Here is a 15,012-nt window from a genome sequence, read left to right as displayed (position 1 = left end):
CGCTGGCGTTGCCGCAGATTCTCATCCGCCCGGCCGGAGGCACCAGACCATTCCGCTGAGCGGGACCGGCGTTTCCGCAGGGGCGCGCACCGGGTTCCCGGTGAGCGGGACTGGACGGCCCGCGTGGGCCGCGTCACATCACGATGGCCGCAACCAGGGCCGCGGCCCGCGGCGACACGCCGACCACCTGGTCCGGCGCCGCACCACCAGGGTCAATCGAACACGGGAGCGCAGCATGGGAACCCTCGACGGCAAGGTCGCGATCGTGACGGGCGCCGGGCAGGGCGTGGGGCAGGGCATCGCGCTGGCGCTCGCGTCGGAGGGCGCGGCGGTCGCGGTGCTCGGCCGGACCGCGGCGAAGCTCGAGACGACGTGCGGCCTCGTACGGGAGCGCGGGGCGCGCGCCGAGCCGTTCGCCTGCGACGTCGCCGACACCGACGCGATCCCCGGGCTCGTGGACGCGGTCGCCGAGCGGCTGGGCGGCATCGACATCCTGGTCAACAACGCCTACTCGGGGAAGTACGGGCCGCTGCTGGAGATGAGCGACGCCGACTTCCAGAAGGGCTTCCGCACCGGCCCGTTCGCGGCGTTCGCGTTCATGCGGGCCTGCCACCCGCACATGAAGGCGCGCGGCGGCGGCAGCATCGTCAACCTCGTCACCTCCGCGATGGTCCGCTGGGACCCGCATACGTACGGCGCGTACGCGGCGGCCAAGCAGGCGCTCCGGTCGCTGACCCGGACGGCCGCGGCCGAGTGGGGCCCGGACGGCATCCGCGCGAACTCGATCGCGCCGCACGCCCTCTCGCCCGGCCTGCGGCGGTGGGCCGACGCGTTCCCGGAGGCCGCCGAGGAGTTCCGCAAGACGATCCCGCTGGGCTACATCGGCGACTGCGAGCAGGACATCGGCCGGGCGGTGCTCGCGCTCGTCCAGCCCGACCTGCGCTACCTGACCGGCGCGACGATCCCGCTGGACGGCGGCCAGGCGTTCTTCGGCTGACGCGCGCCGCCGGCGCACGGGCCTCCCCGCCAAGGACCACGCCCCCCGCCATCACCACCCCCACCCACTAAAGGAGACGACCGGATGAAGGTCGACAAGATCGGACGCCTCGCGGCGGGTGCCCTCGCCGTGGCGCTGGTGGCGTCCTGCACCAGCGAGCGGTCCGGGACCGCGCTGATGCAGGGCGACGGCGCGGGCGGCGGCGGGCAGGCCGCCGCGTCCGCCGAGAAGTTCGGGACGCTGCCGTCGCCCTGCGGACCGGGCGACGCGAAGGGCGCCACGGACCAGGGCGTCACCGACGACGCCATCACGATCGGCTTCGGCGACGACCGGGGCTTCGCGTCCGCGCCGGGCCTGTCGAAGGAGATGGGCGACGCCGTCTCCGCGCTGATCGACTGGTGCAACGGGCAGGGCGGCATCAACGGCCGCAAGATCAAGGGCAACCAGTACGACGGCGCCTACATGCACGCCGCGAAGGTGGTGCAGGAGTCCTGCAAGCAGGACTTCATGCTCGTCGGGCAGGGCTTCGCGATGGACGACGCCGCCGAGCAGTACCGGGTGGCGTGCAAGCTGCCGACGGTCGCGGGCTTCACGGTGGGCCCGAACGCGGCGATGGGGCCGATGAAGTTCGAGGCCGTCCCGTACCCGGTGGACCGGATGAACATCGGGTCGCTGCGCATCGCGCAGGAGATGTGGTCGGACTTCGACGGCAAGACGGACGTGCTGCTGTCGACGTCGCCCGCGGTGACGACCGGGACGAACAAGGTCGTGTCCGCGATGAAGCAGGTCGGCGTGGAGCCGATGGAGTGCGGCGTCCGGCTGAACGACGCGGGCGAGAGCAGCTACATGCCGTTCGCGCAGAAGATCAAGAAGTGCGGCGCCGGGTACCTGTGGTCGTCCGACACCCCCGACCCGGGCCAGTTCAGCCTGCTGGAGTCGGTGAAGCGGGCGGGCGCCGAGCCGAAGTACCTGATGGAGGCGACCTGGTACAGCACCAAGGTCTCCGAGTGGAACAAGGGCTCGGGCGCGGGCGACAACCTGTACGCGGGCATGATCTTCCAGCCGTTCGAGAACGCCGGCAAGGCGCCCGCGGTCAAGCAGTACATGGACCTCGTCGAGGCCAAGGACGGCAAGATCGCGCTGCTGGGCATGCAGGCGACGTCGTCGTTCCTGCTGTGGGCGACGGCCGCCGACAAGTGCGGCTCCGACCTCACCCGGCAGTGCGTCGTCAACGAGCTGGCGAAGGTCCACGAGTGGACGGGCGGCGGGCTGCACGCCCCGACCGACCCGGGCGCCAACAAGCCCGCGAGCTGCGCGCTGGTCGTGAAGCTGACCGGCGAGAAGTGGAACCAGGTCTTCCCGGAGGAGACCGGGGAGTTCTCCTGCGGCGACGACTACGTGGTGGAGACCGACGCCAAGACGTGGGGCACCGAGCTGGACGACGACCGGATCTCCACGAAGTTCCTGACGGACGACGTCATCAAGCCGCAGACCTCGTGAGGCGCACGGCACGACCGATGGGAGGAACTCGCGCATGACGACGTTCCTGACGTACACGATCCTGGGGCTCGTCCTGGGCGCGGTGTACTTCATCGCGGCCTCGGGACTCGTCCTCACCTACAACACCTCGGGCATCTTCAACTTCGCCCACGGCGCGCAAGCCATGTTCGGAACGTTCCTCTACTGGCAGTTCACCAACGTGTGGGGCTGGCCGGTCTGGCTGGCGCTGGTCGTCGTGGTGGGCGTGGTCGGCCCGGCGATGGGCGCCGCGCTGCACGCGGTGATCATGCGGGGGCTGCGCGGCACCGCCGAGGTCACGAAGATCATCGTGACGGTGGCGGTGCTCCTTGGAACGGTCTACCTCGCCCAGTGGGCGTGGAACCCGGACGAGGCGTACACCGTCGACATGTTCTTCGGCGGCGGCGCGAAGATCACCGTCGCCGGGGTGGTGGTCCGCTGGCACGAGATCGTCTGCCTCGCCGCCGCCGTGGCGATCGCGGTCGGCCTGCGGCTGCTGTTCACCCGCAGCCGGACGGGCGTGGTGATGCGCGCGTCCGTCGACGACCCCGACCTCGTGCGGCTGAACGGGCACGACCCCGAGCGGGCCGCGATGCTCGCGTGGGCCCTCGGGTCCACGCTGGCCGTGCTCGCCGGCGTCCTGATCGTCCCGATCAGCGGCGGCGGGCTGGACGCGAACATGCTGACCCTGCTGGTGATCGACGCGTTCGCGGCGGCGATGTTCGGGCGGCTGCGCAGCATCCCCCGGACGTTCGCGGGCGCGATCGTCCTCGGCCTCGCGGCGAACTACGTGCTCGCGTACATGCCGTCCGCCGGGACGTTCGCGGGCAACCTGCGGGTGTCGCTGCCGATGATCCTGCTGTTCGTCGTGCTGGTGGTGCTGCCGCAGGACCGGCTGCGGGGCGCGGCCGTCCGGACCCGGGAGCGGTACCGCCCGCCGACGGTCCGCTCGGCGGCGGTGTGGGGCGCCGTGCTCGTCGCGGTCGTCTACCTCTACAGCCTGCTGCTGTCGGACGGCGGCGTCTCGACGCTCGCGCTCGGCATGTCGTTCGCGATCATCGCGCTGTCGCTGACCGTCCTGACCGGCTACGCGGGCGAGCTGAACCTCGCGCCGCTGGCGTTCGGGGCGGTCGCCACGGTCGTCGCGTTCCACTTCGGGGTGCAGGGCAGCGGCCTCGCGGCGCGGCTCGGGGTGCACGGCGTGCTGCTGGGCGTCCTGGCCGCGGCGGTCGTCGGCGGGCTGATCGCCCTCCCGGCGCTCCGCCTGCGCGGCCTGTACCTGGCCCTGGCGACGATGGCGTTCGGGGTGTTCCTGTCGAACATGGTGCTGCGCGACACCACCCAGCACGAGCTGTTCGGGGTGAAGTTCACGCTGTTCCCCGGCGGTTCCCTCGTCGTCCCGCCGCCGAAGTTCGGCCCGGTCGACCTGCGGAACGGCACCGCGTTCCTGATGACGGCGACCGTCCTGTTCGCGCTGATCGCGATCGGTCTGGCGGCGCTGCGCGCCGGCGGGTACGGGCGGCGGCTCGCGGCGATGAAGGACAGCCCGGCGGCGACGGCGATGCTCGGGCAGAACCTCGTCCGGCTCAAGCTCGGCGTCTTCATGATCTCCGCGGCGATCGCGGGCCTCGGCGGCATCCTGATGTCGTCCGCGACCGGCACCGTCGCGCAGGAGAACTTCACCTTCACCGTGAGCCTCAGCCTGCTGATGCTCGTCGTCGTCGCCGGCATCGGCTACATCACCGGCGCCCTGTTCGGCGGGCTGATGGCGGGCGTCGGCGGCGCGGTGCTGGTGGGGACGTTCGGCGACCTCGCCCTGGAGCACGAGGGGCCCGCGCAGATCTTCACCGCGCTGGGCCACCTCGTCATGGTGCTGACGGCGCTGGTCGGGATGGGCGTCGGCAAGAACCCCAGCGGCGTCGTCCACGACGTCGTCGAGGGCTACCGGGCGATGCGCGGCGCGAAACCGCTCCTCTACGGGGCGGCCGCGTTCGGGGCCGTCCTGTACGTCCTCGCCGTCACCGGCGTGATCGGTTCGTGGACGTTCTCCCTCATCGCCCTCAGCGTAATCATGCTCCTGCCGGTCGTCGGCCGCATGGTCCTGGAGGAGGGGCGCAAGCGGGAGACGCCGCTCGAACTGCTCGGCGTGGACGAGCCCTACACCGACGAAGTGCGCGCGCGCCTGGACCAGGAACTCGGGCTGCCCGTCACCAGCGGAACGTTGAAGGGAGGGGCCGGTGTCCCCGCGTGAAGCACCCCTGCTCGAAACCCGGGGCGTCACCGTCCGGTTCGGCGGCAACACCGCCGTGGACGACGTCAGCCTCGCCGTCGCCGAGGGCCGGATCACCGGGCTGATCGGCCCGAACGGCGCGGGCAAGACGACGATGTTCAACACCGTCACGGGCCTGCAGAAGCCGGCGTCCGGGCAGGTGCTGCTGGACGGCGCCGACATCACCAAACTGCCCCCGGCCAAGCGCGCGCGGCGCGGCATGGCGCGCACGTTCCAGCGGCTGGAGCTGTTCCTGTCGCTGTCCGTGCGCGACAACGTGCGCGTCGCGGGGGACGTCCTGCGCGCCGGCGGACGCCGCAAGAGGTTCGACCTCGAAGCGGAGACCGACCGGATCCTGGAGCGCACGGGCCTGACCGACATCGCCCACCGGGAGGTGTCGGACATCCCGATCGGGCGGGCCCGCGTGGTCGAGGTCGCCCGCGCGCTGATGACGTCCCCGCGCGTCCTGCTCCTGGACGAGCCCGCGTCCGGGCAGACGGAGCAGGAGACCGAGGCGTTCGCGGAGATGCTCACCGGCCTCGCCGCCGACGGCCTCGCGATCTGCCTCGTCGAGCACGACCTGCCGCTCGTCATGCGGCTGTGCTCGACGATCCACGTCCTCGACTACGGCGCCCTGATCGCGTCCGGCACCCCGGCCGAGATCAAGGAGTCCCCCGAGGTCATCGCCGCCTACATCGGGACGGAGGAGGCCGCATGACGGCACGTCGCCGCCCACAAGAGGCACGCATGACGAAGGCGAAGACGGAGTCCGCGGCCGGGGCCGGGACGGCGGCCGGTGCGGAGCCGCTGCTCGAACTGCGGGGCGTCCACGCCGCCTACGGCGCCATCGAGGTCCTGCACGGCGTGGACCTGGCGCTCCGGCCGGGGTCCCTGCTCGCGCTGCTCGGCCCGAACGGCGGCGGCAAGTCCACCACGATGCGCGTGTGCAGCGGCCTGCACGCGCCGTCCCGGGGCGAGCTGCGGTTCGCGGGCCGCAAGATGAACGGCGTCACCGCGCAGCAGGCCGCGCGGCTCGGCGTGTGCTCGATCCCGGAGGGGCGCGGCGTCTTCCCGAACCTGACCGTGCGGGAGAACCTGTGGGCCGCCACCGGGACGGGCGCCCGCCGCGAGGACGTCGAGGAGAAGGCGTTCGCCCGCTTCCCGATCCTGGCGAAGCGGCGCGACCAGCTCGCCGGGTCCATGTCCGGCGGCGAGCAGCAGATGCTCGCGCTGTCGCGCGCGCTCGGCACCGACCCCGCGGTGCTGCTGCTCGACGAACTGTCCATGGGCCTCGCCCCCATGATCGTTTCGCGGATGTACGAGACGGTCGCCGAACTGGTCGAGGGCGGCCTGTCGGTGCTGGTGGCGGAGCAGTTCGCCCGCACAGTGCTGCCGATCGCCGACACCGCCGCCCTCATGCTCCACGGACGGGTCGTCGCGGCCGGCGCGCCCGCCGAGATCGAAGACCGGCTGTCCAGCGACTACCTGGGAGGTTGACGGAACCATGCTCACCGAGGAACGACGCGAGCAGTTCAAGAAGGACGTGGCGGACGAGCGGCTGAAGACCGACCAGTCCCGCCACGACGGCGCGCTGCGCATCATCGGCGCGCTGCTGATGGTCACCGGGGTCGTCGGCGCGTTCGTCTGCTACAACATCTCGCTCGCGCAGGACGACATCCGCAACGTCGGGTCGCTGCACATCATGGCGACGGGCTTCGTGGGCGTGACCGTCCTCGGCGCCGCGCTGTACGTCGCCGCCGTGCTCGCGCGCGTCCTGCGGCTGTGGCTGCTGCGCCAGCTCGTCGAGTCGCAGGCCCGCGCCGACCAGCTCACCGCCGCCCTCAAGGGCTGACCCAGGCGCGGCCGCCCCGCGGCGCCCGTCGCTCCCAGTGAGCGGGATGTCCGGACCGTCCGGGCATCCCGCTCATTACGTTCGTGCCAGTCGCATCACGTGTTGACGGAGGATCCATGACATCGCCAGTTCCGGACGTGCTCGCCCCCGCGAGGCTGGGACCCGTCACGCTCCGCGACCGCAGCGTCAAGGCCGCGACCCGCGGCGCGCCGTCCGCCGAGTCCGCCCGGGGGAGCGTCCGTGGCTGAGACGACGGGCCGCACCGAGACGATCGCCGGCCTGCTGCTCGCGCGGCTCGGCGACGACCGTCCCGGCCTGCGCAGCCGCGACCGGACGTGGACGTGGGACGAGGTGGTCTGGGACGGCGCGGCCCGCGCGGCGCTCGCCCGCTCGCTGCGCCTGGACGACCGCCCGTTCCACATCGGCGTCCTGCTCGACAACGTGCCCGAGTACGTCCTGTGGCTCGGCGCCGCCGCGCTGAGCGGCGCCACCGTCGTCGGCATCAACCCGACCCGCACCGGCGCCTACCTGGAGCAGGAGGTCCGGCACACCGACCTGCAGCTCGTCGTCACCGACGCGGCGGGCGCGCGGCTCCTCGACGGCCTCGACATCGGCGTCCCCCGCGACCGGTTCCTGCTGGTCGACGACGACGCGTACGCGTCCCGCGTGGCCGCGCACGCCTGCGAGCCCGCCGCGGACCCGGCCGTCACGCCCGCGACCCAGATGCTGCTGCTGTTCACGTCCGGGACGACGGGCGCGTCCAAGGCGGCCCGCTGCTCGCAGGGGCGGCTCGCCGAACTCGGCCGGAACAACTCCGCCAAGTACGACATCAAGCGCGACGAGGTGTCGTACTGCCCGATGCCGCTGTTCCACGGCAACGCCCTCATGGCCCTCTGGGCGCCCACGCTCGCCGCCGGCGGCTGCGTCTGCCTGACGCCGAAGTTCTCCGCGTCCGGCTTCCTCCCGGACGTCCGGTTCTACGGTGCGACGTTCTTCACCTACGTCGGCAAGGCCATCGGCTACGTCCTCGCCACCCCCGAGAAGCCGGACGACGCCGACAACACGCTCACGCACGGGTTCGGCACCGAGGCGTCCCCCGAGGACAAGGCCGAGTTCCACCGCCGCTTCGGCGCCCGCCTCGTCGAGGGCTACGGCTCCAGCGAGGGCGCCGGGATGATCAGACGGGACCCGGCGACGCCGCCGACCGCGTTCGGCCGGCCCGCCCACGACGGCGTCCGCATCGTCAACCCCGAGACCCGCGAGACGTGCGCGCCCGCCGTCCTGGACGAGCACGGCCGCGTCGTCAACGCCGAGCAGGCCGTCGGCGAGATCGTCGACGTGCACGGCGCCGCGAAGTTCGAGGGCTACTACAAGAACCCCGAGGCCGACGCCGAACGCGTCCGGCACGGCTGGTACTGGACCGGCGACCTCGGCTACGTCGACGGCGACGGCTTCCTGTACTTCGGGGGCCGCTCCGGCGACTGGATCCGCGTCGACTCCGAGAACATCTCCGCGCTGCTCACCCAGCTCGTCATCCGCCGCCACCCGAAGATCGTCGACGCCGTCGCGTTCGGCGTCCCCGACCCGCGCTCGGGCGACCAGGTGATGGCCGCGATCGAGCTGCCCGACGGCGTGGAGTTCGCGGACCTCGACTTCGCCGCGTTCCTCGCCGCGCAGGACGACCTCGGCACGAAGGGCGCGCCTCGGTTCGTCCGGGTGTCGCACGCCCTGCCCACCACCGGCTCCGGGAAGCTGCGCAAGAAGGAGATGCAGCTGGAGGGCTGGCGCACCGCCGACCCCGTCTACCGCTGGACCGGCCGCGGCGCCCCCTCCTACGTCCTGATGACCGACGACGACAGGACGGCGCTGCGCGAGGAGTTCGTCGCCAACGGCCGCCGCCGCTTCCTCCCCTGAGAAAGAGAGCCGCCATGGACCTGCGCGAAACCGCCAAACATCGGAAACTGAGGGCCGAGCTGCGCGCGTACTTCGCGAACCTGCTGCCTCCGGACGTCCGCCGCCGCGCCGGCGAGGAGGGCGTCGGCGGCGACCGGTTCCGCGAGATCGTCAAGCGGCTCGGCGACGACGGCTGGCTCGGCTACGGCTGGCCCGCCGAGTACGGCGGCCAGGGCCGCTCCACCGCCGAGCAGTACGTCTTCTTCGACGAGGTGCAGCGCGCCGGGCTGCCGTTCCCGTTCGTCACCGTCAACACCGTCGGCCCCACCCTGATGCGGTTCGGCACCGACGAGCAGAAGAAGGCGTACCTCCCCGGCATCCTGTCGGGCGACATCGTCTTCGCGATCGGCTACACCGAGCCCGACGCCGGCACCGACCTCGCGTCCCTGCGCACCCGCGCCGTCCGCGACGGCGACTCCTTCGTCGTCGACGGCAGCAAGGTCTTCACGAGCGGCGCGAACACCGCCGACCACGTGTGGCTCGCCGCCCGCACCGACCCCGACGCGCCGAAGCACAAGGGCATCTCGATCCTGATCGTGCCCACCGACGCCGACGGGTTCTCGTGGAGCCCGATCCAGTGCGTCGGCGGCATGGTCGTCACCGCCACCTACTACAACGGCGTGCGGGTGCCCGCCTCGTCCGTCGTCGGCGACGTCGACGGCGGCTGGGGCCTCATCACCACCCAGCTCAACCACGAGCGCATCGGCCTCGCCGCGCTCGGCGGCCGCATGATCCGCCTCTGGGAGGACGTCGCCGCGTGGGCCCGCGAGGAAGGCGTCATCGACGTCCCGTGGGTCCGCCGCGACCTCGCCCGCACCCACGCCAAGCTCGAGGCGATGCGCCTCATGAACTGGAAGATGACGATGGCCGTCGAGCACGGCACCCTCACCGGCGCGCAGGCCGGGGCGGCGAAGGCGTACGGGACCGAGACGCACATCGACGTCCAGCGCACCCTGACGAACGTGCTCGGCGCCGCGGGCCGCATCCGCCCCGAGTCGCCGGGCGCCGCCCTGCACGGGCAGATCGAGCAGCTCTCCCGGCAGGGCATCGTCAACACGTTCGGCGGCGGCGTCAACGAGGTCCTGCGGGACATGGTCGCCGTGCAGGGCCTCGGCCTCCCCCGGGGGAAGCGGGCATGAGCGCCACCGACGACTACGAAGCCCGCCTCCAGGCGTTCGCCGGCCGCGAGCTCCTCTCCCGCCGGCCCGGCCCGGACCCCGTGAACGCCCCCATGATCCGCCACTGGGTCGAGGCCATGGAGGACGGCAACCCGGTCTACGTCGACGACGAGGCGGCCCGCGCCACCGGACGCGACGGCATCGTCGCCCCCGCCTCGATGGTCCAGGCGTGGACGATGCGCGGCTACGCCGCGACCGTCCGCCCCGACGCGGCCCGCTCGCCGTTCGACGACCTCGTCGACCTCCTCGACGAAGGCGGCTACACCTCCGTCGTCGCGACCGACTCCGACTTCGCGTTCGTCCGGGAGCTGCGGCCCGGCGACCGCGTCAGCGTCGAGGAGCGCGTCGAGTCGATCTCCCCGGAGAAGAAGACCGCCCTCGGCACCGGACGGTTCATCAGCACCGTCAAGACGTACCGGGACGCGGACGGCGAGGTCGTCGCGACGCAGCGGTGGCGCACGCTCCGGTTCCGCCCGGCCGAGAAGAAGGCCCCGAAGCCGCTCCGCCCGCGGCCCGCGATCAACCCCGACAACGCCTTCTGGTTCGAGGCCGCCCGCGAGCACCACCTCGTCATCCAGCGTTGCGCCGAGTGCAAGTCGCTCCGGCACCCGCCCGGCCCCGCCTGCCCGCAGTGCGGCTCGTTCGCGTGGGACACCGTCGAGTCGTCCGGCGACGGGCACGTCTACACGTTCACGGTCAACCACCACCCGCGGCACCCCGCGTTCGACTACCCGCTGGTCGTCGCCGTCATCGAGCTCGCCGAAGGCACCCGCCTCATCGCGAACATGGCGGGCGCGGACCCCGCGGACGTCGAGATCGGCATGCCCGTCGTCCTCGACTGGCTCGACGCCGACCCCGACCTGTCCCTGCCGATCTTCCGCCCGAAGGAGAGCTGATGGACTTCACCCTTGGCGAGGAACTGGAAGCGGTCCGGGACCTGGCCCGGCAGATCCTCACCGACCGCACCGCCCCCGAACGGCTCCGCGCCGCCGAGGCGACCGGCGTCGACGAACCGCTCTGGAAGGAGCTCGCCGCCGCGGGCCTGCTCGGCGTCCCGCTCCCCGAGTCCGCGGGCGGCGCCGGCCTCGGCGTCTCCGGCCTCGCGATCCTCCTCGAGGAGCAGGGCCGCACCGTCGCGCCCGTCCCGCTGTGGCCCGCCCTCGTCGCCGGCCTCACCCTCGCCGAGCACGGCACCTGCCCGCCGGAGGTCGCGGACGGCGCCCTCCGGTACACGCTCGCGCTCGAAGAGTTCGGCCTGCACGAGCCGTCGGAACCGTCCTGCCGCGCCGTCCCGGACGGCGGCGCCTGGCGGCTCACGGGCACGAAGGCCGTCGTGCCGTCGGCGTCCGCCGCGCACCGGATGCTCGTCTCCGCGACCGCCCCGGACGGCCCCGCGCTGTTCGCCGTCGACACCGCCGCGCCCGGCACGGCCCGGGAGGACGCCCGCACCACCGCGCACGACGTCGCGGGCACCGTCACCCTCGACGGCGCCCCCGCCGAACGCCTCGGCGACGGCGCCCTCGGCACCGCCCTGCGGCTGTCCCGGATCGCCCTCGCGGCCGTCCAGCTCGGCGTCGCCGAAGGCGCCCTGCGCATGACCGCCGACTACCTCGCGGCCCGCGAGCAGTTCGGCCGCCCGCTCGGCACCTTCCAGGCCGTCCAGCACCAGCTCGCCGACTCCTACATCGAGATCGACGCCCTCCGCGTCTGCCTCTGGCACGCGGTGTCGCTCGTCGCCGCCGGCGAGGACGTCGAGCAGGCCGCGCTCGTCGCCAAGTGGTGGTCGGATGAGGGCGGCCTCAACGTCGTGCACCGCACCCAGCACCTGCACGGCGGCATAGGCGTCGACGTCGACTACCCGATCCACCGGTACTTCCTGTGGGGCAAGCAGATCTCCGGCACCCTCGGCGGCGCCTCCGCCGACCTCGCCCTCCTCGGAGCCGCCCTGTGAGAACGAACGTCTCCGTCGGCGACGAGCTGCCGCCCCTCGACGTCCCGCTCACCCGCACCATGATCGTCGCGACCGCCATCGCGAGCCGCGACTACCAGGACGTCCACCACGACCCGTCCCTCGCCGCCGAACGCGGCTCGAAGGACGTCTTCATGAACATCCTCACGACGAACGGGCTCGTCGACCGCTACGTCACCGCCTGGGCCGGGCCCGCCTGCACGGTCAAGGCGATCCGGATCCGCCTCGGCGCGCCCAACTACCCGGGCGACACGATGCGGCTCACCGGCACCGTCACGGCCCTGGACGGCGACGACGTCGAGATCGCCGTCACGGGCGTGAACGCGCTCGGCCCGCACGTGACCGGCACCGTCGTCGTCCGACTGCGAAGGGACGAGGCATGAGCGTGCTGCCCGGAGCCGCCGCCATCGCGGGCATCGGCGCCACCGAGTTCTCCAAGGAGTCCGGCCGCAGCGAGCTGCGCCTCGCCTGCGAGGCCGTCCTCGCCGCGATCACCGACGCCGGCCTCCAGCCGTCCGACGTGGACGGCATGGTGACGTTCACCGCCGACACCAGCTCCGAGATCCACATCGCCCGCAACCTCGGCATCGGCGAGCTGAAGTTCTTCTCCCGCATCGGTCACGGCGGCGGCGCCGCCTGCGGCACCGTCCAGCAGGCCGCGATGGCCGTCGCGACCGGCGTCGCCGACGTCGTCGTCTGCTACCGCGCGTTCAACGAGCGCTCCGGCGTCCGCTACGGCCTCGGCCAGGCCGACCGTCCGATGGACGTCAGCGCCGACCGCGCCGCGTACTCGTGGATGACGCCGTTCGGGCTCAACACCCCGGCCCAGTGGGTCGCGATGTTCGCCCGCCGCTACATGCACGAGTACGGCGCGACCAGCGAGGACTTCGGCCGCATCGCCGTCGTCGACCGCAGGCACGCCGCGCGGAACCCCGCCGCCTGGTTCCACGGGCGGCCCATCACCCTGGAGGACCACCAGGCGTCCCGCTGGATCGCCGAACCCCTCCGCCTCCTCGACTGCTGCCAGGAGAGCGACGGCGGCCAGGCCATCGTCGTCGTGTCCGCCCAGCGGGCCCGCGACCTCCCGCACCGCCCCGCCCTCGTCTGGGGCGCCGCCCAGGGCTCCGGCAACGACCAGCACATGATGACGAGCTACTACCGGTCCGAGATCTCCGGCATCCCCGAGATGGGCCTCGTGGGCCGGCAGCTGTACGCGCAGAGCAAGCTGACGCCGTCCGACATCCAGGCCGCGATCCTCTACGACCACTTCACCCCGCTCGTCCTGCCCCAGCTGGAGGAGCTCGGTTTCTGCGCGAAGGGCGAGGCGAAGAACTTCATCGCGGACGGCAACCTCGAGATCGGGGGCCGCCTCCCGCTCAACACCCACGGCGGCCAGCTCGGCGAGGCGTACATCCACGGCATGAACGGCATCGCCGAGGGCGTGCGGCTGCTGCGCGGCACGTCCCCGAACCAGCCCGGCGACGTCCACCACGTCCTGGTCACCGCCGGCACCGGCGTCCCGACCAGCGGCCTGATCCTCGGAGCGGACGGATGAGCGAGTGGCGCGGCCGGACTCTCGGCACCCGCGAGGCGACCTACGACGAGACCCGCGCGATCCTCTACGCGCTCGCGGTCGGCGCCCCCGCGAGCGCCCTCGACCTCGTGTTCGAGAAGGACCTGCGCGTCCTGCCCGCGTTCGCGCTGACCCTCGCGCAGTGGGCGCCGGACGAACTCGGCCCCGCGGGCGCGTTCGACACGGCCACCGCCGTCCACGGCTCGCAGCGCCTGCGCGTCCGCGAGCCCCTGCCGCCGTCCGGGACCGTCGCGATGACGGCCCGCGTCGGCGAGGTCTGGGACAAGGGGCGCGCGGCCGTCTTCGAGGTGGTCGTCGAGAGCGCCTACTTCGACGCCACGTGGTCGATCTTCGCGCCCGGCGCGGGCGGCTTCGGCGGCGAACGGGGCCCGTCCGCGCGGCGGCGCCCGTCCGGCGACCCGGACCGCACCCTCGCGCTGCGGACGTCCCCGAACCAGGCGGCCCTCTACCGGCTCCTGGGCGACCGGCACCACATGCACATCGACCCCGCGGCCGCGAAGGCGGCCGGCATGCCCCGGCCGTTCATGCACGGCCTGTGCACGCTCGCCGCGATCGTCCTGCCCGTCGCGGACGCCTACGAGGCGCACCCCGCCGACCTGGCCGAACTCGACGGCCGCTTCGCCGCCCCGGTCTTCCCCGGCGACGAGCTGACGATCGAGACGTGGCGGGACGCGGGCGCGGTCCTGTTCGAGGCCGCCGTCGGCGACCGCACGGTCATCTCGGGGGGACGGGCCGCCTTCACCGGTGGTCGTCCAGCATGACGTCGAGGCGTTCGCGGAGCAGCGGGCGGCCGAGGTCGTCATAGGCGCGGGCCCACAGGGGGTGGAGGTCCGGGAGGCGCCGCCCGTCCTCGTGGTAGGCGGCGGTGAGCCCCAGCAGGGCGCTCGCCGGGTGGCCCGCGTCGAGCATCCGGGCAGCGTCGGCCAGGACGGCGTCCGTCTCCCCGGCGAAGGAGGGGTGCTCGTCGCCGAAGGCGTCGTGCGGCGCGAGCACGCCGATGCCGACGCCGGACGGGTCGGGTTCGTGGCGCCAGCCGTCCGGCGGGGCGAGCTCGAGAGGGACCTCCGTGTCGCCGCCGTCGGGGCCCACGCCGTACTCGGGGGCGGGACGGACGCCGAGTTCGGCCGACAGGCGCTCCACCTGGACGACGCGGCGCTCCCCTCCGCTCCGCAGGGCGACGGAGAGCAGGAAGGTGAGGCCGTCCAGGGTGTTCCGGCCGATGACGCCCGGCTCCTTGTGGCCGAACGAGGCGACGGGGTGGTCGGTGCGTCCGAGTTCCGGCGCGGGGACCACCCACCCGATGCAGGTGCCGTTGCCCAGATCGGCGAAGGGCAGGAGCTCCGGGACGGACATGAACGGCACGTGGTGCCGGCGGAACCTCTCCTCGTCGTCGCGGTACTCCCAGCCCGAAGGCGCGGGAGGCACCTCGCACAGGTCGAACGGCAGGGCGAAGCTCGTCTGCACGCGGAACGGGTCGTAGAGCCCTTCCTCGAACAGGTCGGTCTCGAGGAACCCCTCCTCCCAGGCGATGTCGATCACCTTGGCGAGCGCGGGCGGGGTGGGGAACGGGAACAGGTCGTCGGTCCACTTCGGTCGTGTCGTCATCGTTGAGGAGTGTCGCAGCCACCTGCGACACTTCCCCCGCCACGCGCGGTGACGAGCCGAGCTTTAAAAGAACGAAG

The 15,012-nt window shown here is 72.7% G+C and carries 15 protein-coding genes; 14 read left to right on the top strand and 1 reads right to left on the bottom strand.

All coding sequences use genetic code 11. From position 1 onward, the window contains the following. The first annotated feature begins 235 nt into the window (after positions 1-235). From H505_RS0103855 to H505_RS0103790, 14 genes are all read left to right on the top strand, one after another. Positions 236-997: an SDR family NAD(P)-dependent oxidoreductase gene (locus tag H505_RS0103855; RefSeq protein ID WP_026400915.1), complete on the top strand. Its 762-nt coding sequence runs from the start codon at positions 236-238 to the stop codon at positions 995-997. A gap of 84 nt (positions 998-1,081) precedes the next feature. After that, a complete protein-coding gene (locus tag H505_RS0103850; RefSeq protein WP_026400914.1) occupies positions 1,082-2,497 on the top strand; it encodes an ABC transporter substrate-binding protein in 1,416 nt (471 codons plus the stop codon). Between the two features lie 34 nt (positions 2,498-2,531). Next, positions 2,532-4,766, top strand: coding sequence for an ABC transporter permease (locus H505_RS0103845; RefSeq protein ID WP_026400913.1), 2,235 nt, complete (start codon positions 2,532-2,534; stop codon positions 4,764-4,766). Beyond that, on the top strand, positions 4,753-5,502 hold the full coding sequence (locus tag H505_RS0103840) for an ABC transporter ATP-binding protein (protein WP_026400912.1): 750 nt from the start codon (positions 4,753-4,755) through the stop codon (positions 5,500-5,502). The genes H505_RS0103845 and H505_RS0103840 overlap by 14 nt, the downstream gene beginning before the upstream one ends. A gap of 29 nt (positions 5,503-5,531) precedes the next feature. After that, positions 5,532-6,281, top strand: a complete 750-nt coding sequence (locus tag H505_RS0103835) for an ABC transporter ATP-binding protein (protein WP_026400911.1) — start codon at positions 5,532-5,534, stop codon at positions 6,279-6,281. A 7-nt stretch (positions 6,282-6,288) separates the two neighbouring features. Next, positions 6,289-6,636: a hypothetical protein gene (locus tag H505_RS0103830; RefSeq protein ID WP_026400910.1), complete on the top strand. Its 348-nt coding sequence runs from the start codon at positions 6,289-6,291 to the stop codon at positions 6,634-6,636. A gap of 116 nt (positions 6,637-6,752) precedes the next feature. Further along, complete coding sequence (locus tag H505_RS52275; protein WP_267898560.1) at positions 6,753-6,884, top strand: hypothetical protein; 132 nt, start codon at positions 6,753-6,755, stop codon at positions 6,882-6,884. After that, the gene (gene casI, locus H505_RS0103820; RefSeq protein WP_026400909.1) at positions 6,877-8,550 is read left to right on the top strand and encodes a steroid-22-oyl-CoA synthetase; all 1,674 of its coding nucleotides are present in this window, start codon (positions 6,877-6,879) and stop codon (positions 8,548-8,550) included. The genes H505_RS52275 and casI overlap by 8 nt, the downstream gene beginning before the upstream one ends. A gap of 14 nt (positions 8,551-8,564) precedes the next feature. Then, complete coding sequence (locus H505_RS0103815) at positions 8,565-9,728, top strand: acyl-CoA dehydrogenase family protein (RefSeq protein WP_026400908.1); 1,164 nt, start codon at positions 8,565-8,567, stop codon at positions 9,726-9,728. After that, a complete protein-coding gene (locus tag H505_RS0103810) occupies positions 9,725-10,663 on the top strand; it encodes a bifunctional MaoC family dehydratase N-terminal/OB-fold nucleic acid binding domain-containing protein (RefSeq protein WP_026400907.1) in 939 nt (312 codons plus the stop codon). Before H505_RS0103815 ends, H505_RS0103810 begins: the two co-directional genes overlap by 4 nt. Continuing rightward, positions 10,663-11,718: an acyl-CoA dehydrogenase family protein gene (locus tag H505_RS0103805; RefSeq protein ID WP_026400906.1), complete on the top strand. Its 1,056-nt coding sequence runs from the start codon at positions 10,663-10,665 to the stop codon at positions 11,716-11,718. The genes H505_RS0103810 and H505_RS0103805 overlap by 1 nt, the downstream gene beginning before the upstream one ends. Next, a complete protein-coding gene (locus H505_RS0103800; protein WP_026400905.1) occupies positions 11,715-12,119 on the top strand; it encodes a MaoC family dehydratase in 405 nt (134 codons plus the stop codon). The genes H505_RS0103805 and H505_RS0103800 overlap by 4 nt, the downstream gene beginning before the upstream one ends. Further along, on the top strand, positions 12,116-13,291 hold the full coding sequence (locus H505_RS0103795; protein WP_026400904.1) for a lipid-transfer protein: 1,176 nt from the start codon (positions 12,116-12,118) through the stop codon (positions 13,289-13,291). The genes H505_RS0103800 and H505_RS0103795 overlap by 4 nt, the downstream gene beginning before the upstream one ends. Then, entirely contained in the window at positions 13,288-14,091 is an 804-nt protein-coding gene (locus H505_RS0103790; protein ID WP_026400903.1) for a MaoC/PaaZ C-terminal domain-containing protein, read from the top strand. The genes H505_RS0103795 and H505_RS0103790 overlap by 4 nt, the downstream gene beginning before the upstream one ends. Here the strand turns inward: H505_RS0103790 and H505_RS0103785 are convergent. Continuing rightward, on the bottom strand, positions 14,069-14,935 hold the full coding sequence (locus tag H505_RS0103785) for a hypothetical protein (protein ID WP_026400902.1): 867 nt from the start codon (positions 14,933-14,935) through the stop codon (positions 14,069-14,071). The genes H505_RS0103790 and H505_RS0103785 overlap by 23 nt on opposite strands. Positions 14,936-15,012: the final 77 nt, after the last annotated feature.

This window comes from Actinomadura rifamycini DSM 43936, from assembly GCF_000425065.1.
In the GTDB taxonomy this organism is placed as follows: domain Bacteria; phylum Actinomycetota; class Actinomycetes; order Streptosporangiales; family Streptosporangiaceae; genus Spirillospora; species Spirillospora rifamycini.
The sequence above is the reverse complement of the archived record's forward strand: the minus strand, read 5'-3'. Positions and strand labels throughout refer to the sequence as shown.